The sequence below is a fragment of the Vulcanisaeta sp. EB80 genome, from assembly GCF_002078205.2.
This window is the reverse complement of sequence record NZ_LCWN02000020.1, coordinates 13,182-32,738: the sequence shown is the minus strand read 5'-3', so window position 1 is coordinate 32,738 and position 19,557 is coordinate 13,182. Positions and strand designations below refer to the sequence as shown.

At 45.7% G+C, this 19,557-nt stretch carries 25 protein-coding genes and 1 pseudogene; 9 read left to right on the top strand and 17 right to left on the bottom strand.

The window, feature by feature from the left end:
- Positions 1–260, top strand: a pseudogene (locus B7L70_RS05310) (ABC transporter ATP-binding protein); the annotation flags it as partial.
- A gap of 45 nt (positions 261–305) precedes the next feature.
- Here B7L70_RS05310 and B7L70_RS05305 read toward each other — a convergent pair.
- Together B7L70_RS05305 and B7L70_RS05300 are read right to left on the bottom strand one after the other, a co-directional pair.
- A complete protein-coding gene (locus B7L70_RS05305; protein WP_081226851.1) occupies positions 306–986 on the bottom strand; it encodes a PD-(D/E)XK nuclease family protein in 681 nt (226 codons plus the stop codon).
- Positions 987–1,018: 32 nt separating this feature from the next.
- Complete coding sequence (locus B7L70_RS05300) at positions 1,019–1,606, bottom strand: hypothetical protein (protein ID WP_081226850.1); 588 nt, start codon at positions 1,604–1,606, stop codon at positions 1,019–1,021.
- A 105-nt stretch (positions 1,607–1,711) separates the two neighbouring features.
- Between B7L70_RS05300 and B7L70_RS05295 the strand changes: the two genes are divergently transcribed.
- From B7L70_RS05295 to B7L70_RS05285, 3 genes are read left to right on the top strand one after another with little or no spacing between them, the layout of a single operon-like run.
- The gene (locus B7L70_RS05295; RefSeq protein ID WP_081226849.1) at positions 1,712–1,993 is read left to right on the top strand and encodes a hypothetical protein; all 282 of its coding nucleotides are present in this window, start codon (positions 1,712–1,714) and stop codon (positions 1,991–1,993) included.
- A gap of 29 nt (positions 1,994–2,022) precedes the next feature.
- Positions 2,023–3,528, top strand: coding sequence for a M48 family metalloprotease (locus B7L70_RS05290; RefSeq protein WP_143701546.1), 1,506 nt, complete (start codon positions 2,023–2,025; stop codon positions 3,526–3,528).
- Positions 3,513–4,001, top strand: a complete 489-nt coding sequence (locus B7L70_RS05285; RefSeq protein WP_081226847.1) for a stage II sporulation protein M — start codon at positions 3,513–3,515, stop codon at positions 3,999–4,001. Before B7L70_RS05290 ends, B7L70_RS05285 begins: the two co-directional genes overlap by 16 nt.
- Here the strand turns inward: B7L70_RS05285 and alaXM are convergent.
- From alaXM to B7L70_RS05270, 3 genes are read right to left on the bottom strand one after another with little or no spacing between them, the layout of a single operon-like run.
- Positions 3,983–4,705: an alanyl-tRNA editing protein AlaXM gene (gene alaXM, locus B7L70_RS05280; RefSeq protein ID WP_081226846.1), complete on the bottom strand. Its 723-nt coding sequence runs from the start codon at positions 4,703–4,705 to the stop codon at positions 3,983–3,985. The two genes, B7L70_RS05285 and alaXM, sit on opposite strands and share 19 nt — an antisense overlap.
- 39 nt (positions 4,706–4,744) lie before the next feature.
- A complete protein-coding gene (locus tag B7L70_RS05275) occupies positions 4,745–5,992 on the bottom strand; it encodes a M20 family metallopeptidase (RefSeq protein ID WP_081226845.1) in 1,248 nt (415 codons plus the stop codon).
- An 18-nt stretch (positions 5,993–6,010) separates the two neighbouring features.
- Complete coding sequence (locus tag B7L70_RS05270; protein ID WP_081226844.1) at positions 6,011–7,036, bottom strand: histidinol-phosphate transaminase; 1,026 nt, start codon at positions 7,034–7,036, stop codon at positions 6,011–6,013.
- A 70-nt stretch (positions 7,037–7,106) separates the two neighbouring features.
- On the opposite strand from B7L70_RS05270, the gene B7L70_RS05265 reads away from it, so the two are divergent.
- On the top strand, positions 7,107–7,529 hold the full coding sequence (locus tag B7L70_RS05265) for a PadR family transcriptional regulator (RefSeq protein ID WP_081226843.1): 423 nt from the start codon (positions 7,107–7,109) through the stop codon (positions 7,527–7,529).
- A gap of 16 nt (positions 7,530–7,545) precedes the next feature.
- Here B7L70_RS05265 and B7L70_RS05260 read toward each other — a convergent pair whose 3' ends face one another.
- A complete protein-coding gene (locus tag B7L70_RS05260; protein ID WP_081226842.1) occupies positions 7,546–8,583 on the bottom strand; it encodes an ATP-binding protein in 1,038 nt (345 codons plus the stop codon).
- A gap of 161 nt (positions 8,584–8,744) precedes the next feature.
- Between B7L70_RS05260 and B7L70_RS05255 the strand changes: the two genes are divergently transcribed.
- Positions 8,745–9,935, top strand: a complete 1,191-nt coding sequence (locus B7L70_RS05255) for an alanine--glyoxylate aminotransferase family protein (protein WP_081226841.1) — start codon at positions 8,745–8,747, stop codon at positions 9,933–9,935.
- Here B7L70_RS05255 and B7L70_RS05250 read toward each other — a convergent pair.
- From B7L70_RS05250 to B7L70_RS05240, 3 genes are read right to left on the bottom strand one after another with little or no spacing between them, the layout of a single operon-like run.
- The gene (locus B7L70_RS05250) at positions 9,918–10,271 is read right to left on the bottom strand and encodes a hypothetical protein (RefSeq protein WP_238376115.1); all 354 of its coding nucleotides are present in this window, start codon (positions 10,269–10,271) and stop codon (positions 9,918–9,920) included. The two genes, B7L70_RS05255 and B7L70_RS05250, sit on opposite strands and share 18 nt — an antisense overlap.
- A gap of 5 nt (positions 10,272–10,276) precedes the next feature.
- Positions 10,277–10,744 carry a succinate dehydrogenase gene (locus B7L70_RS05245; RefSeq protein WP_081226839.1) on the bottom strand — a complete coding sequence of 156 codons (468 nt, stop codon included), beginning with the start codon at positions 10,742–10,744 and terminating at the stop codon, positions 10,277–10,279.
- 6 nt (positions 10,745–10,750) lie between these two features.
- Positions 10,751–11,566, bottom strand: coding sequence for a succinate dehydrogenase iron-sulfur subunit (locus B7L70_RS05240; RefSeq protein ID WP_369907335.1), 816 nt, complete (start codon positions 11,564–11,566; stop codon positions 10,751–10,753).
- Positions 11,567–11,745: 179 nt separating this feature from the next.
- Between B7L70_RS05240 and B7L70_RS05235 the strand changes: the two genes are divergently transcribed.
- Positions 11,746–12,489, top strand: a complete 744-nt coding sequence (locus tag B7L70_RS05235) for a helix-turn-helix domain-containing protein (protein ID WP_081226837.1) — start codon at positions 11,746–11,748, stop codon at positions 12,487–12,489.
- On the opposite strand, the gene B7L70_RS05230 is transcribed toward B7L70_RS05235, so the two are convergent.
- Genes B7L70_RS05230 through B7L70_RS05215 form a run of 4 tightly spaced genes read right to left on the bottom strand, consistent with a single transcriptional unit; the run spans position 12,451 to position 15,797 of the window.
- Positions 12,451–12,990, bottom strand: a complete 540-nt coding sequence (locus B7L70_RS05230) for an AAA family ATPase (RefSeq protein WP_081226836.1) — start codon at positions 12,988–12,990, stop codon at positions 12,451–12,453. The two genes, B7L70_RS05235 and B7L70_RS05230, sit on opposite strands and share 39 nt — an antisense overlap.
- A 27-nt stretch (positions 12,991–13,017) precedes the next feature.
- Complete coding sequence (locus tag B7L70_RS05225) at positions 13,018–14,181, bottom strand: tRNA (guanine(26)-N(2))-dimethyltransferase (RefSeq protein ID WP_081226835.1); 1,164 nt, start codon at positions 14,179–14,181, stop codon at positions 13,018–13,020.
- Positions 14,182–14,190: 9 nt separating this feature from the next.
- Positions 14,191–15,030, bottom strand: coding sequence for a helix-turn-helix domain-containing protein (locus B7L70_RS05220; RefSeq protein WP_081226834.1), 840 nt, complete (start codon positions 15,028–15,030; stop codon positions 14,191–14,193).
- A gap of 50 nt (positions 15,031–15,080) precedes the next feature.
- Entirely contained in the window at positions 15,081–15,797 is a 717-nt protein-coding gene (locus B7L70_RS05215) for a fibrillarin-like rRNA/tRNA 2'-O-methyltransferase (protein WP_081226833.1), read from the bottom strand.
- Positions 15,798–16,008: 211 nt separating this feature from the next.
- On the opposite strand from B7L70_RS05215, the gene B7L70_RS05210 reads away from it, so the two are divergent.
- Both B7L70_RS05210 and B7L70_RS05205 read left to right on the top strand, forming a co-directional pair.
- Positions 16,009–16,281, top strand: coding sequence for an AbrB/MazE/SpoVT family DNA-binding domain-containing protein (locus B7L70_RS05210; protein WP_081226832.1), 273 nt, complete (start codon positions 16,009–16,011; stop codon positions 16,279–16,281).
- Positions 16,259–16,654 carry a PIN domain-containing protein gene (locus tag B7L70_RS05205; protein WP_081226831.1) on the top strand — a complete coding sequence of 132 codons (396 nt, stop codon included), beginning with the start codon at positions 16,259–16,261 and terminating at the stop codon, positions 16,652–16,654. Before B7L70_RS05210 ends, B7L70_RS05205 begins: the two co-directional genes overlap by 23 nt.
- A gap of 496 nt (positions 16,655–17,150) precedes the next feature.
- Here the strand turns inward: B7L70_RS05205 and B7L70_RS14115 are convergent, their stop codons facing one another.
- From B7L70_RS14115 to B7L70_RS05185, 4 genes are all read right to left on the bottom strand, one after another.
- Complete coding sequence (locus tag B7L70_RS14115) at positions 17,151–17,279, bottom strand: hypothetical protein (RefSeq protein WP_255408846.1); 129 nt, start codon at positions 17,277–17,279, stop codon at positions 17,151–17,153.
- A gap of 87 nt (positions 17,280–17,366) precedes the next feature.
- Positions 17,367–18,617, bottom strand: a complete 1,251-nt coding sequence (locus B7L70_RS05195) for a C/D box methylation guide ribonucleoprotein complex aNOP56 subunit (RefSeq protein ID WP_081226829.1) — start codon at positions 18,615–18,617, stop codon at positions 17,367–17,369.
- A 36-nt stretch (positions 18,618–18,653) separates the two neighbouring features.
- The gene (locus B7L70_RS05190; RefSeq protein ID WP_081226828.1) at positions 18,654–19,184 is read right to left on the bottom strand and encodes a hypothetical protein; all 531 of its coding nucleotides are present in this window, start codon (positions 19,182–19,184) and stop codon (positions 18,654–18,656) included.
- 44 nt (positions 19,185–19,228) lie between these two features.
- Positions 19,229–19,516, bottom strand: a complete 288-nt coding sequence (locus tag B7L70_RS05185; RefSeq protein WP_081226827.1) for a hypothetical protein — start codon at positions 19,514–19,516, stop codon at positions 19,229–19,231.
- Positions 19,517–19,557: the final 41 nt, after the last annotated feature.

Here is a 19,557-nt window from a genome sequence, read left to right as displayed (position 1 = left end):
TGGCCAGACCAAGGCTTCTACTCGCGGATGAACCCACGGGAAATCTAGATACAAGAAATGCCGTGATTATAATGGACATATTCAGGAAGTTGAATAGTGAGTTGGGTATGACGATCGTCATGGTGACACACAACCTAGAACTAATTAAGAATTGCCACAGGGTTTCGAGGATAAGTGACGGGAAAATACTCAGGACATACGAAGTACCACAGGCGGAAGAGGACATTGGTAAATTAATCCAGGAATTAATGAGCGTGTGAATACCGCATCCCTAGGGCATAAGTAAGGGGCACCTAATTAGGTGCTCACTCAATTATTGAGCCGTATATCACATCTATACCCAATTGATTAGCCCTTTCAAACGCCTCCTTATCCACATTGACCGCGACCAGCATCACCCTCTCAATTTTCCTACCCAGTATTTTACCCACAATTGCTGCCTTATCGAATAGCCACTCCACATCATCAAGCTCAGCGTGGGACTTAACCTCAATTAGGTAAACCTTGTCATCGTGGATATAAACATCAATCTCCAACCTAGCCCCCTGCCTATAATACTTCCCATCAACATCCGTGTAGATGAACTTCTCAACCTTACCAGGCTCAATACCCCTACTCTCAAGCGCATCCTTGTAAATCTTGAGGATAGTCTTCTCAAGGTCAACACCCCACCTCCTGCCCAGCGAACCCATGGCTACCTTTAATTCACCAACGGCCTTAACCAACTCATTAAGAGTTTTTCCATGGCCACTCAATATTTCCTCATGCCTCTTTAGTATTTCCTCGTGTCTCCTTAGTATCTCCGTTATTTCGCTTAGTCTCTTATCGTGCTCATCCAATCTCTTTAGGATCTCCTGGAACCCGGTCCTCATGTACTCCGCTAGGGCCTTAACGGCCTCAGCCATTTCCTTAAGCTCCTCAGACCTAGCCCTACGCACAGCTCTCTCCACAACCTCCTCAAGCCTATCCCAATCAATAGAACTCATTGCAATAATAAATACAAATTTAATTTAAAAAACTAAATGACTACGGAAATCACGATGAATATGAGGAGGGATATGAGGATAGGCACAAAGGTCTTTACGAAACCCGCGTTATAGACCCTCGAGAACAGGTAGGCGAGGAGTAGTGAGCCTATGATTGCTGAGGCTATGTTTAGGCCCAGGAGTGGTGGCATAAGGAGAACACTTTTATGTGCGGCTATGGCATTAACCTCGTAGTTCAATAATGGGGTCAGGGCTGTGATGGCACTAAAAATAACGCCTATGTAGAAGTAATTACCACTTATCAACCACGTATCGAGAAACCTAGCACCCACCCTAAACACCCTGAGCAGCCCCATCATAACAGCAGACATGATTAACCAACCAACAAACAAACCAACAGTCGAGCCAACAATGATCGCGAACGACATTGTTGACTCGATACTTGAAAGCATCGATGGTGTCACGGTAACACCCTCACTCTCAAGGCTGCTCTCGACTTCGTGAATCACGATAGGCATTACCCTAGGCAACACGAAGTATGTAGTTATGAAGTAGGTGGTTACGGCTAAAATAATAAAACCAACAAAACCACTGACCCTAAGCACAGTCCTAGTGTCCATCACGGTTTACGTAATAAACAGCCTTATAAACAATTCCTCATTATCAATCATTTAAAATAATTAAAAAACTTTAAATAATAATAATAATAATAATCCAAAGACCTAATGAGCAAGCCAGCTAGGGTGGTTAGTAGGGAGATAAAAATGGCGGCGGTAGCGCTCGTTGCAATAACACTAATGGCAACCTTCCCAATAATACCAATGATAGCGATGGCTCTAATAGATGCGGCGATAGATGCAGGGTCGTGTGGCGCTGGCATCCCTGTTACAATATATATTGATTATGTTATAATAGCGACTTTCTGGGGATTGGACTTATACGATGCTATGCACCATGATATATACGGAGCTGTATTGGGAGCTTTTGGAGATTGGAGCCTATTGTAAATTAAAGCGGTATTAAGTGGCTAGCTAGTATGAATTTAAAATCGTACACGCCTTTTGAGCGTGCTTTAATCATAGTTATGATAATCATTGCTGTAGCATTGATTGTCATGTTGGCTCTCGCGTTTGCTAACATAGTAAATGGTTACACGCTTAATTTATCATTCATAATAGGATTTAGTTTATACATAATAATTCGTATTTTATATGCTCTTGAGCATCGCTCAAGAGTAATCGGTGTTGATGCTCTTACACCAACCTTATTCCTGATTTCCTACGTGTCCGTGGTATTGTTTGTAGTCGCAGTCTCACTTTTCTTCGTGGTTACGAGCCTGTTGGCTCGCGTGGTTGGTATGGGTTTTGCTCCGTTACTTTCCTACCTAATTGCTTTCTTAACATCACTTGGCGTACTTGTTGTGAGTACCCTGCTTGGTTTTGTGGTGGTTGATTTAGCGATGCCGCGCATTGATAAGTATTTCCTTAGGAGGGATAGGGTGTCGATTGATGAGCTCCTTAGGAGGGGTGAGTTGGTGAGTGATGAGGGTGGGGTTAGGGCTTTCGTATTCACTGGTAACAGGTACGCTGGTTTTGGTTTTGGTAGTTTGTTGAGGGGTTATGCCTTCGTGTTCACACCAACCGGTGAGCTTGACTTAATTGGCAGGGGTATTTTGGCTCATGAACTTGGCCATGCGAGGAGTAGGCACACCATCATCCTCACGCTGGCGTTTTTACTAATGTTATCCGATTACATCGTAGTTGCTTACTTGCATGGCCCGGCTTTTTACCTATCAATCCTCCTCGCGCCATTCTTTATGGCTCTCCCCTTCATAATCATACGTGTATGCGAGACTCACGCTGATTTAGCTTGGTATAGGATGTATGGGGAGGAATCCGTGAATCAGTTACGTGAGGTTTTGAGGCGATTCTATGGTGTTAATGATCCAAGGAAAGCACCGCTGAATAGTAGGTTGACACACCCAGGTAAGCGTGACCTCGTGCTGAGGTTCGGCGATGCTCTTGCCCCGCATGCTTCCTGGGAGTTCCCGTTGCTTGCTGCTTTGTTCAACGCCGCAGTCGTCGACTTCTATCTCCTACTTCGTATATCCTCGTTTTTACCGCTTATTGGTAGGTTCCTCACGCTTATTTTGACGTTATTCTACGTGGGTTCATTCGTTGGTGGTTTAGTCCTTGTTTACTTATTCGGTCTCGTGTTCAAGCCCCTCGTTAGGTACTTCCTAGCCGGCTCCCTAACTGAGGATGGGTTAACAAACGCCTCACTCCTCCTCTCCAGCATTTACCTGGCTGCGTCCGCCGCCTCCCTGTTACTTGCTTCGTTGTGGTGGACTGCCGTTATTGCGGCTTTCGTGATTACTCTCGTCATTATTAGGCACTATGTCGGTAAACTCAAGCCATCATTATTTACCGTCCTAAGCACAATGGTTATTTACCTCGCTGTGAACCTCGTGTTATTGCTCATAATGCACGTGACTGTACCCATAGCGCTGCATTGGTTTGAGTCCCTATGGTACGTGCGTTGATTGAGGTCCTCGGTATTGAGGTACTGGGCCTCTCCGTTGGTTATTTGGTTGGTCATTACTTAATGGGTCTTGGGTCAACGGCTATTGTGATTAATCCGGTAGTCACGAATTCGGCAATGCTGCTCTTAATCGTGATATTAAGTAGGAATTTTGTTGTTGCTTTGGTGGTTTTCCTGCTTGGGCGTTATGTGTTTATTCAGGATTTAGTGGTTGCCCTAGCCCTCCTTTACGATGGTCTCTTGATATCCTACGTGCCTCCGTTGATTGCGTTAATGGGTGTCCTACCTCACGGCGTCTTTGAGTTGCTTGGTTTTGCCGAGGTGGCTGTTGCTGGTAGGGGCTTTGCCCGTGGTGGGGCTTTCCTGAGGTCGTTGTTTCTTGGTGTTGTGCTTATAATCGTTGCCGGTTTCATCGAGAGTTTCGTTACCCCTAGGGTGTTGCTTTTCATCTTTCGTCACGGCTTGACCGTGTAGTACACTCTCTTCTTGTCCTTGCCCCTGCTCTCGCTCTTCATGAAAACCACCTCCCCTATCTCCCTGGTGTTTGCCACGTGTGGTCCTCCATCGGCCTGCACATCTATCCCCTCTATCTCCACTATCCTCCACTCATCACCTGGTGGTGGCTCCCTCTCGGCTAGTTTCACTATGCCGGGTATCTTCAGCGCCTCCTCCCTCTTTAGGAAGTAGATCTTGACTGGTAAGCCCCTTTTCACCACCTCATTTGCCTCGTTTATTAGGTCCTGGAAAGCCTTCCTAAGTGCATCGCCGCTTAGGTTTAGGTTGTAGTCGTCCCTCGCATACTCTGGTGTTATGTCTCCGCCCGTGACCATTGCGTTATACCTCTTATAAGCTAGGGCCGCTATTATGTGGGTTGCGGTATGGAGTCTCATTAACCTATACCTCCTATCCCAATCAATCATGCCATGCACGGAGTCCCCAACCCTAAACCTAGGCTCCCTATCAAGTACGTGCACCGCATCCTCACCCTCCTTAACAACCTCCCTAACCACATACTCCTCACCCTGCCAAATCAATTTCCCTGTATCGTTTGCAACACCACCGCTCCTTGGGTGGAATAGGGTTTGATCAAGCCAAACCCTATTACCCTCGACCCTAGTCACGACTGCGTCGAACTCCCTCTTGTACGAGTCCCACCAGTAGAGGAATTTTGTTGGCATAGTCGGGGGTATTTTGAGGACAAAAATAACAATTGCGCCTTAACCACCAAGGTTGAAGAACCTCCTAATTACGTAGGTCAGCACATCGTGAACCCTAAACAAGTCCTCGATTGTTACGTACTCATCGTATGCATGGGCAAGTGCCAACTCCCCAGGCCCATAGACTATCGTTGGTATTCCCCTAGCCCTTAGGTACCTACCATCCGTTGCCCCCGTGACTATTATCGGCTTTGGCACTATCTTAAGAACCCTCTCAATACCCTCATGCACTAATTGGGCTATTCTCTCACTGGGGCTTGTATAGTTTGGATCACTCACGTCCATAACCTCCACATCGGCTAATCCATTTAGCCCACTCCTCAATTTATCGATTACTTGGCTTGGAGAAACACCTGGCGGTATCCTCATGTCAAGTTCTAGCTCTGCGTAGTCAGGGACCATGTTTACCTTTGAACCACCCCTAATGACACCTGGGTTGAAAGATATTGTACCGACGACCTTCTCGAAATCGCTGAGCGACAACTTGGCACCAGAGGCACCCACAGCCTCTAGATAAGCCTCTGCTGAGTTCCTTATAGCGTCAATAAGCTCACTGGGTATGCTTATGGATTTATTGAACCCATCAATTACCTCCTGAGCCCTCTCAATCGCCTTCATGAGCCTCATTATTGCGTTATCCCCAAGTATTGGTAAGCTGCCGTGGGCAGGTTTACCCCTAGCCACAATCCTAACCTGGCAAAGCCCCTTCTCACCAACGTAGTACCTGGTCGAGCCTGAGGGCTCGGTTATTATGGCAGCATCACCAACCAAAACACCATCCTTAACCAGTGCCTCAACACCTGTGTGACCACCAACCTCCTCATCAGCTGTCGCCGAGAAAATAAGCGTCCCAGCGCCGGCTTCCTCAATTATAGGTGCCAATTCAGCAAATACAACCATTATCACGGCTAAACCACCCTTCATATCCGTAGAACCCCTACCAAAGACCCTACCCTCGACGATTTTGCCGGAGAATGGTGGGTAAGTCCACCTAGACTCATCGCCGGGTGGTACGACATCCATGTGACCATTGAGTATAAGCACGGGTTTACCCTTGCCGACTTTAGCAATTACGTTAGGCTTATCCTTGGAGTACTCGTAAATACTGCTTGAAAGGCCATGCGTACTAAGCCAATCTTTAATGAAACCCGCCACATTTACCGTAAAGCCAGGAGGATTAACACTGGGTATTTGGATGAGTTTTGATACGAGCTCAGGAAGCCCACTCCTCAAACCCCCACTACCCATTAAAAAGCCTGCATTTACTTACTTAATTTGTTTTATCTCTGATAGGGCCCTAATGAACTCATCATTGATCTCCCTACTCCTAAGGCTAATCCTGAAATAACCCTTCGTTAGGGGCGGTATATTGGATAAGTCCCTAATTAGTATGTTACGCCTCCTCAATTCATCACCAAGCCATGCCTCATCCCTAATAACGAAATAATGCGTCATCGTATTATAATGATGAATACCAAGCGATTCCAACGCCCTAAGGACCCTAGTCCTCTCCTCTCTAACGAAATTGATCGTCATATCCCTAAAATCGCGTGCATGCCTCATGTATCGCGACACGGCATACTCAGCTATTGAGTTCACAGGCCATGTGGGCACTAAATCCTCTATATCAATCCTTGTATATACAGCACCAATCCTCAACCCAGGTATGGCTAGGAACTTCGTGTATGATTTAATGATTATGAGGTTTTCATACCCAACGCAATCCTTGATTAATGATTGATTATTCTCTACGAAATCCATGAAGGACTCATCAACCACGAGATAGGTACCATGCCTACTTAACTCATCAATTAATGCCAATAGCTCATCACGGCTAATTAGGTAGCCCATTGGTGAGTTTGGGTTCGATAGTATGATAAGGGCATTAAGTCCTGGTTTATTAGTTATGGCATTAATTAGATCTTGGGAACCCCAATATTCGATATACTCCGTACTTGCACCCACGAACTCAGCAATGCGTTTATAATCGCTATAATTGGGTATTGGTATGATGACACGTCGTGGCTTTAGATACATCATGAGTAGCTGTAGGGCTTCGCTGGCGCCATTGAATACGTAAGTAATGCCGGCATCGACACCCTCGTACCTAGCCAAGGCCTCCCTTAACTCATCACCCAACTCTGTTGGGTAATGTGTGAAATGCTCCTGATTCACAGTCTCCCTTATTAAATCAAGAAGCTCCTTAGGGGCACCCAGTGGGTTCGTATTGGAACTTAAGTCAAGTAGTCCATACCTCCACCCGAAACCTCCATGGCCCCTATTAATTGCCATGCCTAGGCAAAATGATTATTTTCAATAGTAAGTTAAATAAATCCCTCTCTGTTGTTGATTTCGATAATCGGTGCACGGACCACCACCCCACTGGTTCATAAAGAGGAGGGGTTTGAAGTACCTAATACTTTACCTATTGAATAGTAGAGGTCCAATGACGGGTGCCCAGATTATTGATGAGATCGAGAGGCTATCTATGGGTTTTTGGAGACCGAGCCCAGGTTCCGTCTACCCAGCTCTCGAGGAGCTCGAGACTGATGGCCTAATTAGGGTGGCTCGGGTTGAGGGTACGAAGAAGTATTACGAAGTTACCGAGAGTGGTAAGGCGTTTCTAGGGCTTCCAAGTATTGACAAGACTACGGCGGCGATTAATGACTTTGTATCCCTTGCCAGGTACATAATTGATAATTGGGACTCATTGAGTGAGCCTGATAGGAATAGGGTTAGGGAGGTTCTTAAGGATCTCGTTAAGGCCGCGAACATACAATGCTAGTACGGCTCAGGGTCGCTTAATCAATACTGTATAGAACTACGTGGGGCATCTTTAACTCGTCAATCAACCACTTACTCCTGACTTCCATAATGACTTGTTTACCATCTACATAACCGCTCAACAACTTGGTAATGATCTGTCCCAAACCCTCGCCAAGGCAGTAATCAGCATTTTCAAGCAGTATTACTGACTGTTTCTTAGCCATAATTAATTGCGTCGTTAGGGCCAGTATTGTCTTTACGTGGCACGGTAACTCATCGCCAATATGAACAATGCCTCTTCGGTCTATGTAGGATAGAACGAGCCTGCCACCATACCAACCAGCCCTAAAATTCCTAATCCCCAACTCACCCAGTAACTTCCTCAGGAACCTCACATCCGCATCCCTCCTTGGGTCAGTGAATAGTTGGGAGAGGATCTCAACCACGTACTCACCATGCTCACCAACGTAGTCCCTATCAACCTCATTGAGGTTACGACTCTCGCCCCTAAAGTCTATGTATGGTCCAACCCTGTAGGTTCCTATGGATAGTAAGTAATCCCTGAGTGCCTTGATTACCGTTAATGCCGATTCATAATCCTCAGAGGCACTACCAACAAGTTGTAGGGCTTGCTCCCTTGGTGTTAATCCATCAGGGTTTAGTAGCACTGATGAGTCCTGTACCTCAACATCAATTGGGTACTTAACCCTACTAATGCCACCCCTATACTCACTAACCAAAACCTCGCGATCACCAACCCTAACCACCTGCACGTAGGCATCACCATCAATACCAACACTTATTGTAACAGAATCACCCGTAAAACCAACCTCACCAAGCCTCCTCTTAACCCAATCATCTAGGGCTATCGTTAAGTCAATCCTGGAATCCCCAACCCCAGAGAGGTCACCAAGGTTAACCTTACTCCTCAATCCCCTAAACACCCTCCATATTAGCTCAAGTATTATGGACTTACCAGAGCCAGGTGACCCTGTGATTAGCGTTAATGGGCCCAGGTCAAAGCCAATGTTCATTCCATAAAATCCCCTAATTGCCAACTTCGTTATCAGCACAGTATGTGATCACGGTAGTGCTTTATTAATGTTGAGCTTCACGGTAATGGGTAATACTGTTTTTACGTATTACTACCCATATACATACTCAATATCCCCTGAAACTTAGACTATATATCTAATCGATAAAACTTTAAAACAATCAATAAATCGATAATGCCGTGAACCTAGACCTGGCACCCGACCCCTTACTTGCGGTACCGGGACCTTCACAGATACCACCTAGGGTTATGAGGGCATTAATGAGGGTTGTTGATCATAGATCACCGCACTTCCATAGGCTATATAGGGATGTTGTTGATGGTCTTCAGTACGTATTTCGGACGAGTGGTGATGTCTACCCATTAACGGCCAGTGGCACAGGTGCTGTGGAGACCATGGTTCTCAACTTCGTTAAGCCGCGGGACACGGTATTGGTGCCCGTGTTTGGTAGCTTCAGTAGGAGGCTCGTCAATCACCTTAGGAGGATTGGTGCCGAGGTTATTGAGATTAACTATGGTTGGGATTCGGCACCCACATATGAGGATTTGAAGGCTAGGGTTGAGTCAATGGGCCTTAAGCAAATCGATGTCTTTGCAACGGTTTACAACGACACAAGCCCTGGATTAACGTTCAGGGATTTACCCAAGGTGGCCCGGTGGGTCAAGTCCTACGGCGCCCTGGTACTTGTTGATAACGTATCAGCACTTGGTGGTGATTATTTCGAGGTTGATTCCTGGGGCATCGATGTTGCGGTATCAAGTAGCCAAAAGTGTCTAGCCGCACCGCCTGTCATGTCCTTCATAGCTGTAGCAACTAAGGAGGCTTATAGGAAGGCTGAGGAGATTAACCATCCAAGTATTTACTTTGACATTAAGTTAATGAGGAAGTTTGCTGAAAAATCCGAGACACCGTTCACGCCCTCCGTCAACTACCTATTCGCAATTAGGGAGGCCCTGGGCATTATTAAGGAGGTTGGTCTTGAGAATTGGATTAGGTGGCATATTGAGAGAGGTAAGGCCATAGTTAGTGCATTGGGTAAGGCTGGTCTCGAACCTTTCATTAGGAACGATTACCATAGATCAATTACCGTGCTTTCCTTCAAATACCCAACCACAGCGAACCCTGAGGGGTTTAGGAAGTCCATTTATAGGCTTGGTGTCTCCATATCTGACGCCATGGATGATGTTAAGGGTAAGGCATTTAGGATCGGCAACATGGGCTACCTGACCAGGAGGGATGTTTTAACTTTAATAACAGCCATAGCAGCAATGGCGGCAATAACTAATAAGGCAAATGGGATAGGCACAGGTATTTTTGAGGATATCCTAAATTATTGGGAGCCACCGCAATTCTCAATGGATGAGGGCTAATATAGTCCCTGTTAACGCGATAGTACCTACAATCGCAACAGCCACACCTATTATTATTAAGACAACGTCTACCGTAACTCTAGCATACCTCCAATGCCATAATTCTAGCAGGAGCGTTCTGAATCCAATTAGGCCGTGCGTCAATGCCGCATATAGCAGTATGTACAGCACCGCCGCATATAGGAAGTCCCAGGCCTGTATGTGGCTTATTGCCGCTGTGTATGTTATTGACTCCTCATAACTCGGCCATCTAAAGGCTAGGTGTATTCCAAGCACCACCACCAACACAATACCAAGGAGGTACTGTATCTTTCTAAGTGTGGATGCGCTCACCATACCCATCACCATACAAAGGCCACTAATGTGGCTAGTATTAGAAATATAAGCACCACTATTACGGCAATGTACTTAAGCCAGGACTGACCAGCCTTCTTAACCGATGGTACAGCCCTTGGAAATGTATGTCTCTCGGGCCTTGGTAAGGCTATACCGAAGTACTGCGTTAGTATTAGCCTAATGCCGTTGGCACCATGGACAGCCGCGAGCAGGGCTATTAGGTACTCGATTATTGTGCCGACATGCACATGACCGTAAACCACGGGCCCCTCAACCATGCCTATTATTGTATTCCATGTTAACGGTGTTGGATGACCTAAATTGAGCGCTGTTGAGATGACAAGTGTGTGACCTATTAGGTATAATATGAGTATTGCCCCACTTACCTTCTGGAATATTAATAGCCATTCATCAAGGCCCTTAAGCCACAGGGACCACTTTGGCGGCACCCTCTTAACTTCCTGCTTCGCCATCCCCAATCACCTCTTGCGTTTACCATATAATAACCAGTGCTTTAATAGGTTTATGGCCAGGGCTGGATCCACGTCCTTTGGACAAACCTTGCTGCATGTCCCACTGTAGTGGCATGACCAAACACCGTTCTCGCTATCCACAACCTTCAACCTAAGTATTGCACCCTCATCCCTATTATCCGCGCTCCACCTATATGCCTGGGCGAGAGCCTGTGGGCCTAGGTAATCCTTATTTAGGAATACCATTGGGCAGGCGGAGTAGCAGAGGCCACATTTAATGCAGTATGCAAACTCGAGGTACTCATTAAGCTGCTCCTCAGTTTGTGGGTAGTACGACTCAAGTTTTTCGAATTGCTCCTTCTCATCCTTCCTAATCAACCATGGCTTAATAGACCTATGCTTACCGAAGAACCCGGAGAAGTCTGCAGCCACATCCTTAATCGGTTCGAAGTTACTGAGTGGTTCTATCGTGATCACGTCAGTGCCTAAATCGTAGGGTTTCGTCTCGCAGGCAAGTCTTGGTGTTCCATTTATTATCATGCCACAGGAGCCGCATATACCCATCCTACAGCTATACCTGAAGGATAAGGTAGCATCCACTCCCCACTTTATTTTTAATAATCCATCGAGCACAGTCTCGTGGTTTGTAAGCTCAACGCTATACTCCTTCCAATAATAACTACCTCTTTCCGGATCATACCTCTTAACCTTAAATGTATATGTTCGCCTTATGGGCGCGCTTAAGGGTGGTTTAGTTATAGTCACATTTCCCACGGTTGTCGCTGCGGTTGGCGTATTGGCGGATACTTGTTGTGAAGACACGTTACTTAATGACCAGGAATTCATTTATAAGTTCTTCCTTGGAAGAGAATACAATCATTATTTATACATTAAACAATATAGATGTAAAACACCTATTTATGATTATTACGACGGTAGTCGACCGGTGTTAGTCTTATCATCAGTTAATACATAAATACTAGACCATCGGCTAATTCTTAATGACTGAATATGAGGGTTTTATCACGGACATAATGATTAGGATCGCAGGTGATATAGTGCTTTCGGAAAATCCTGGAAGGAGCATTAGGAGGTGGCGTGAATTCTTCGAGATGTCCCAGGCAGAGTTGGCGGCTAGGCTTGGTACATCGCCTAGCGTAATTAGCGACTATGAGTCTGGGCGTAGGAAGTCACCAGGTTCCCAATTCATTAAGAGGGTTGTTAAGGCATTGATTGATTACGAGCTGGAGAGGGGCGGCCAGAGACTCTATATATTGAGTAGGCAGTCCGGTGGTGAGAGGTTTTGGGAGGCTATCATCGACATGAGGGATTTCGACAAACCCATAGAGATTGGGGATTTCATAAGTGCCATCGGTGCTACCCTAGCTGTGGCACCTGAGGGTTATGTGGATGTTCATGGATATACCGTGGTTGATAGCCTAAAGCTTGTCCTTGACGTGCCAGCGCATGAGTACTTAAAGCTCTATGGAGGAACAACCCAGAGGGCGGCTATCTTCGCCAATGTTAGGTATGGGAGATCGCCCATGATTGCCATAAAGTCGATGCTCGCGTTCACGAGTATTAGGCCTGCGGTTGTTGTTATGCATGGTGTTGAGAGACCTGATTATTTGGGTATTGAGATTGCCAGGAGGGAGAGGATACCATTAGCCGTTGTTAATAGGCCTATTGATGAGTTACTGAATGCGTTAAGGAGCATTATTGAGCGTCAGAAGGCTGTTAAGTAATTTTCTAACTCTGTCTTTAAATTCCTCGATGCTTGAGTCATTAACTAATATATAATCAGCCCTAGCTATCAGGTCGCCAAGCCCATACCTTAACTCCCTAAGATCCCTCATTAGGAAGTCCTCGATTACCTTTGGGTCATCAGACCTACCCCTACTGAGCAATCTTTCGAACCTTTGCCTCCAGGGTGCAACGATGTACACCAAAACAACCTTTGTGGATAGGGCATCCTCTATAGCCTCAATCTCCCTAATGCTCCTTGCACCATCGATAACTACAACATCGGACCTGGGTATCTTCTGCAATATTCTGTCAGCGACAAATCTCGTGCCACCCCTCAACCTAAGCACGATGGAGGCCTTTGACGGTGAGATATTCTCCCGTGAAGCCTCTTCCCTAATGACATCACCCATTGTAATAACCGGTAATCCCATCTCCCTGGCCATGTCCGAGGCTATTGTTTTACCCGACCCAGGTAAGCCTGTTATTACTATAACCAGCACGAGAACTTTGGGTCTTGGTTCCCTTATTTACTTTAACTGCTTGACTAAATCCCTAACCCTCATTAAGTCAGCATCCGTTCTGAACCCCTTCGGGTGGAAGTGCGATCTATATGCCTGATAACCAATGCGCCTTATGATACTTATTACGTCATTTATGGGTAGTTCACGACCAACGTCTCTACTAACCTCGGTGGTTAGTGCATATGGGATGTTGGGCGATAGGGATTCCTCACCGAGCATGCCCGCAAGTTCCCTAGCTCTTTCACTGAAATAATCCCTAACATTCCTAAGCATGTACCCATTAATGAACTCCGCATTCCACAAATCACCAACCCAGAGGGGACCGGCTAGGTTGGGATTAGCCATGTTGGGTATTGGGAATCCCTGAACCAAGCCCCTGCGTAGAAGGCTTGGTCTATAGTAGGCGTAACCAAGGCCCTTTAAAGTTTCAACTGCGTATGACCTATCCTTAATCACCAACGCGCATACCCTATAGTAGTGCCCATCCATGAAGGATACCAGGGGCCTTACCCCATAATCCATTGCCAGGGCATAGCGCGCTATCGCATAAATCAAGATCCTAACCCCAACCTCGAACCTAAATGGAAACCTTTGCGGTAATGAACCATAACGCCTAACGCACTTAAGCGGATACTTGCCTGACAGGACACCAACATCCGTGGCTGTAACACATAGTAATCCCTGGTCCTTAATAGCCCTGAGGCTATTCTCAATAAATGGCTGTGGGGAACCAAATGGGTCTATATCAATAACGTCACAGCCCCCTTCTCTAGCAACCCTGAGTAATACGTTGTTTGCATCATCCCTATACGCAACAATTATGTCATTTAAGCCATTCTTATCAGCATTAAGTTTAATGAGTTCATAAGCCCTCTCGGATATGTCATTGGCTATAACCCTGGATATACCATAGACCTCCTTAGCATACCTAACAGCCCTAACACCAGTTCCTGATAATGGTTCGCACACCGTAATACCAGCCCTACCTACATACGATAAGTACCCGTTCAATATCGATATTGATAAGGACCTATTAACCTCCATCCTCGGGTTGTAGAAAACAGGTGCGTGGGCTGGTTCAGGCCTATTACCAACTAGGTACTTCAATAGGTCGGGCACGATTATCGACACCAATCCCTCACTAACCTCCGCCTTAGGGTACTCGCCCATCTCCGTATCCTAATCCCTCGACTCCAAAAACTCAACCTCCTGCTTACTGGGTTCTATCACAGCCAAGCCAACACCGAGGACCTTGGCCACGTTTATGACCTCATTATTAACCCTATCCCTATCCTCGACTAGGTAGGACTCACTAATTGAGTGGGCGGCTATTTTTGCGTGGGCCTTCACCAATGAATATAGTTTGAAGGATGGTAGTAGGTTCTTAACACTTTCATCAACAGCGTCCTCCCTAGCCTTAATGTCGCTTAGTAGTTCCTCATCATTGGGCCTTAGGTCTACCTCTCCAAGTACATCCTCTCCAAACAACTCCACCAAGGCACGTGCTGTTCTCTCGGAAGCCTCCATAGAGCCTCTCTCGTACTCATAAACCGTTTTCCTAGTAACACCCAACGCCTTGGCTAAATCACCGAGACTCATCCCCCTATCCTCCCTCAACCTCCTAAGTAGTTGTCCCTTGATTCGGGCTCTAACCATACCCTTATCCTTAACCAACTTTATATTATCATCAAGGATCCTCTTGAACGTCCTAATGCCCACCGCGTATATACCATGTACCTTGTACGCGACTCCATCCATCATCCCCTCATCGCCATACCTAACACCAACTATTAATGGTGTTGAGTTCGACACCTTAGATAAAATAACCAAGTCCGTTATTACAGCCTTGCTAACCCTCTCAACATCCTCCTTAACCTTAATTATGAATTTACCACCATCCTCACGGTTAGGCACCCTAATTATTACATCGTAAGATAACGATGAATCACCAACAAGGAGAACCTTAGCCCTCCTACTCGCCGCCGTACTCAACATGTGCGCTATGAGTTCGTTACTCATTTTTACTACTAATTGCATTATTTTTATTTAAAACTTTTTTGTAAAACCCTTTATGAGGTCTTCCTTGCAATAACCATGGCATGAGCCGTATCGTATGGTTCCAGGTGAACCATGTCCAAGATCTCGTAACTCCTATCCTTAAGTACATCAATCTCCCTCTTAAACGTCTCGCTGGGTTCCTTCGTAACGTCAATGCTCATGGCCTTTATCACCAACATGGCATACCCATGCTTCTTAACATAGACGTCAGCGTTATCGGCAAGTATCTTCGCCTGGAATGGTTGTGCGATATCTATGTAAGCAACGTCCACAGCCTTAACAATGTGAACATACTGCTCTGGATACCTCGCATCCGCCAATATTGGTATCACATTCCTCCTACCCTGATCAATGAGCTTCTCCATGAATTCCCTAAAAACCCTGGGCGAGAACTCGACTGCGTAGATAAAACCATTATTACCAACAATGTCACTTACGTGGCTTACCGTGGTACCACTGGCGGCGCCTAGGTATAGTATGTGCGAACCCTCACCTATCGGCATCACCTTAAGCCCATTCATTATTGCAGCCGCAAGCTTCGACCTATACGGATTCCAAACCCTATACTCCCTACCCTCCCACTGAACCAACTGCTCACCATAAACCCTCTTACCCGGCGTGAGGTTTATTGTAGCCAACCTCTCGGTGCCATCCTCAAAGGACACCCAGTAAACACCCTTAAACTTATCGTGCTCCCTAACCCCAACAACACTTATCAATGAGGACATCGCCGATTACAATCCCCAAAGAAAATATAAACCTTACACTAACCCACCCACGTCATCGTATACTTAACCAAATTATGTACTTTTTACACGAAGGTATTATGTTTATTTCATTAAATTAATATTGATTTATTACTATGGCTTTGCATGCGTACTCAAACAACTACCGTTCTCTACTAGTAAGATTTAAATACTAGTAATAATTATTTTTACTATGCGTGTCAAGGTAACCAGGAACTACCAGGTGACAATTCCTGCAGAGATAAGGAGTAGGCTAGGTATTAGAGAGGGTGATTATGTCGAGGTCACGTTTGACGAGAAGAATGGCGTAATCATAATTAAACCATACCGTATAAAATGGACCACATTTAAACTAGGCAGGAACATAACCCCCGAGGAGGTTGAAGAATTGATCAGGGAAGCAAGCAACGATGCCATTAATAGAGTAATCGGTGATATTAACAATGAGGAAGCAGATAGTCGTTGATACCAATGTCCTGATCTACGCGACTTTTGAAGACACAGAGCACCACAATGAGGCTTACAAAATACTGAGGGAGTACGATATTGTAATACCTTACATAGTTCTCTACGAATTCTTAGGAGTCCTGACAAAGCTGACCGGTAATGTAGGCATAATTATGACTAAACTTGATGAATTGACCGAGTTCACGATAATGTGTGAGAACCTGGATATAATACGTAGTGGTATAGCCATGATGAGGAATGATGGTGCACCGATCACGATGATGAATGATTACATAATACTTTCCGTAGCAATGCTAAAAGGAGCATTGGCAACATACGATAAGAAACTCAGAAACCTCGCCAATAAAAGGGGAATAACAGTGATACCATAGTAATGCTAGCACATTAACTCATGCTGCCGTGAACTATCAAGCCATTTATTAATAATTACTACGATGAATATTTAGTTAGGTTTTATTTCGTGAGGGGGAGGGACTTAACTTAAGTAAGATCGCTAGGTCTTATCCTGCACGCCCTGGCGTACCTGGTAGTGAATAGGGCCTTGATCCATACGTCAATTATTCTTTTATATCTGAAGCCATAATCTCTTATGGCCTCGGCAAGTACTGCAATGGATTTCTATCAGCTTAAGGTCCAGGGTGATTAGGTTTATACCAACATTAACGTCGACCATCCCCTTTAGCTCATGGATTATATCAACCCCTAGACCCAGTACCCTTACTTGGGTCTCTTTTATGACTTCCTCCTCGAAAGTATAACGCACGAAAACCATGCCTTCGAAGCCATCAGTCCCCTCACTTTTTCTTAAAGAACCTTCATGAGCATTGATTTATCTGCGTCACGTGGGCCGTAAATAGGTAAGTGTCCCTATACCACATTTGTGAGGAATTCCCTTATTTCACGATCCCTATTCCTGAAGTGAATCAGGACGCCCATGGTCTCCAGTGATACCTTAACCCTATGGGTTTTCTCGACTAACCTATCGACACTATTCATTTATATGGTGATTTTTAATGGAATGAATTTAAAGGCTTTCTTAAGTATCGTGTGAATGCTTTAGATTATATGATCTCCCAGTTGAATTTATTTACGGCCACCCCTCTTCTCGTGTGCCTTCTTCTCGACGGCTTTCTTCTCCGCCGCCTTCCTACCGGCCTTGGCCTCGGGCTTCCTTGGTGGTGGCTTTGCGTAGACTGTCTTGACCTCCTGTATCCTCTTCATCAAGTCCTCCTTGAGTCTTGGTGCGATGAAGTTCCCGGTGAATGCGTCTGCCTTGGCTGCTATGGCTAGTTTAGCCGCCAGGGCCCTCGCGATCTTGCCGCGCTGCCACCTTGGTGCCCTGAATATCTCTGGGAATTGGAAGATTATGCCGTGCTTAGGAGGTCTACTGCCCGTCCTTAATGCCCTAAACAACGCCTTTTCTGCGCCTAGGACCTGTATTGTTGATGCGGGTAGTAGGGCTAGTCTCATTAAACCACCGGCGAGCATTATCAACCTGGCACCGAGTAATGGACCCACGAGCTCCCTAACGTTTGGTGCAACCTCCACCATCGCCTCATCGATGTATTGAGAGAGTTTGTTCCTTAGGTCGGAGAGTTGTACGTAGATTCCCGCATAGGTCCTTATTGGTTCGAGGTCCCAATCAGACATCTCCGCACCAACACTCTTGCTCGCCGCCTCGTAAATCCTCTTAGCCCTGTCCTGGGACAGGCCAAGCTTGGTTAGGTTATCAACCGTGAAGTTGCTCCTATGCCCCAACTTGGTGACCAGCGTCATGTACTCCCTGTGATCCTTAACCAAATCCTCAAGCTCTGGGAAATGTAATCCATACCACTCCCTAACCCTTGAACTTATTAGGTTCAGTATCTTGTCCAGGTCATCCACGGAACTGATGGCTTGGGCTACGAATAAGTCCCTCTTCTCAACAACCTTCCTCAGCTTATGCCTGGTCTGGGTTACCGTTATCTCATAAACCCTGGCTAGGTACTGCTGCATATCCATGCCAAAGACCTCCCTAACATACCTCTCGAGGTTGTTCCTATACTGATTACCAACACTTGCCGGAAGCTCGGACCTAATCTCCACACCCGTGACCTTGCTAGCTAGGTTCCTGGCAAGCTCCCTATTCTCAACAATAATCCTCGTTATGCCCCTATCCCTAAGCTCATTAATTAGCTTAACAACCTCATCAATCGGCTCACCCGCCTCAAGCCTATTCATCTTATCCGCAATCTCATCCGTACTACCCTCATAGAGCACCTTGGTTATCACATCACCATTCTCATTCAGGGCGACCGCACCGAGCACATCCAATACCAGGTATGCAACGCTCATCGGTTATCACTCAAATCAACGTGATGATTACCATCTTTATAAATTTTTTATTTCCATAAGCAGGAGCCGCACTGCCCTGTATAGGTACTTCGTAACCATCAATATCGCCCCCAGTATCAATATTGCCGTACCCAAATCCATCATGAGGTTCATTAGGAGTATGTTGTTCACCAGGTAATTAGAAATGGCTGTTATGGATAACGAGACATTCACATCCTCTGGGTAATCGTTAATGAGAATTAATGAGTAATTGCCATGCCCAATCAACGGGAATATCACTAGGTACATACCATGCTCGTACTCATACTTGTTCGGCATTAATATGTGGCCAAACTCATCAAGCATGTACATGGGTAGCAGGTGTGAGTTATTGAGTATCACAACTACGTAGGCTGGGCTGTTTAGGTATATGGGTACCAGGAACCTCGAGTATGTGTCTAGGGTTATGGTTGCGTTGCTCAATACATTAATCACGGTATTGTAAACCCTAGGCAATAACATGTTGGGTATGAGCAGCATCAACAATCCAACAATCGCCAGTACCGCACCAACCCTAGTAATATTCACGACCTTATTAGCCTATTTTTAATTTAAAAACTTGATTCAGTATTTCATGAGTACATATCAACGAACTCAAGCCATGAATCCAACCCGTCTAGATCAATCCTACGCCTAACCCCACCCCTCTCAACCCAAGCCTCCCTGGGCGTCAGCTCATTGCCCCTTTTTACAAAGATTATTCTCATTACGGCCCCCTCCTCATCACCAGAACCACCGGCAGCCTCCTCCTCACTGGGTGCATGAAATGCTAACTCCACAGTACCCTCTGTTTCATAGACCTCATACATTGGGTTGTTCTTAACGAAACTCATTAACTTCTCATAATTAATGGACCTCATCCAGAATTAGGGAGGTTTGGCACTAATTAAGTTTGTTATTC

Coding starts and splice junctions, on each gene's coding strand:
- B7L70_RS05195 (WP_081226829.1), bottom strand. CDS start 18,617: ATGAGCGTTGCATACCTGGTATTGGATGTGCTCGGTGCGGTCGCCCTG.
- B7L70_RS05235 (WP_081226837.1), top strand. CDS start 11,746: ATGACTGAATATGAGGGTTTTATCACGGACATAATGATTAGGATCGCA.
- B7L70_RS05245 (WP_081226839.1), bottom strand. CDS start 10,744: ATGGCGAAGCAGGAAGTTAAGAGGGTGCCGCCAAAGTGGTCCCTGTGG.
- B7L70_RS05205 (WP_081226831.1), top strand. CDS start 16,259: ATGAGGAAGCAGATAGTCGTTGATACCAATGTCCTGATCTACGCGACT.
- B7L70_RS05250 (WP_238376115.1), bottom strand. CDS start 10,271: ATGGTGAGCGCATCCACACTTAGAAAGATACAGTACCTCCTTGGTATT.
- B7L70_RS05185 (WP_081226827.1), bottom strand. CDS start 19,516: ATGAGGTCCATTAATTATGAGAAGTTAATGAGTTTCGTTAAGAACAAC.
- B7L70_RS05305 (WP_081226851.1), bottom strand. CDS start 986: ATGAGTTCTATTGATTGGGATAGGCTTGAGGAGGTTGTGGAGAGAGCT.
- B7L70_RS05220 (WP_081226834.1), bottom strand. CDS start 15,030: ATGAGTAACGAACTCATAGCGCACATGTTGAGTACGGCGGCGAGTAGG.
- B7L70_RS14115 (WP_255408846.1), bottom strand. CDS start 17,279: ATGAATAGTGTCGATAGGTTAGTCGAGAAAACCCATAGGGTTAAGGTA.
- B7L70_RS05270 (WP_081226844.1), bottom strand. CDS start 7,036: ATGGCAATTAATAGGGGCCATGGAGGTTTCGGGTGGAGGTATGGACTA.
- B7L70_RS05225 (WP_081226835.1), bottom strand. CDS start 14,181: ATGGGCGAGTACCCTAAGGCGGAGGTTAGTGAGGGATTGGTGTCGATA.
- B7L70_RS05210 (WP_081226832.1), top strand. CDS start 16,009: ATGCGTGTCAAGGTAACCAGGAACTACCAGGTGACAATTCCTGCAGAG.
- B7L70_RS05300 (WP_081226850.1), bottom strand. CDS start 1,606: ATGGACACTAGGACTGTGCTTAGGGTCAGTGGTTTTGTTGGTTTTATT.
- B7L70_RS05275 (WP_081226845.1), bottom strand. CDS start 5,992: ATGGGTAGTGGGGGTTTGAGGAGTGGGCTTCCTGAGCTCGTATCAAAA.
- B7L70_RS05285 (WP_081226847.1), top strand. CDS start 3,513: ATGGTACGTGCGTTGATTGAGGTCCTCGGTATTGAGGTACTGGGCCTC.
- B7L70_RS05215 (WP_081226833.1), bottom strand. CDS start 15,797: ATGTCCTCATTGATAAGTGTTGTTGGGGTTAGGGAGCACGATAAGTTT.
- B7L70_RS05290 (WP_143701546.1), top strand. CDS start 2,023: ATGAATTTAAAATCGTACACGCCTTTTGAGCGTGCTTTAATCATAGTT.
- B7L70_RS05295 (WP_081226849.1), top strand. CDS start 1,712: ATGAGCAAGCCAGCTAGGGTGGTTAGTAGGGAGATAAAAATGGCGGCG.
- alaXM (WP_081226846.1), bottom strand. CDS start 4,705: ATGCCAACAAAATTCCTCTACTGGTGGGACTCGTACAAGAGGGAGTTC.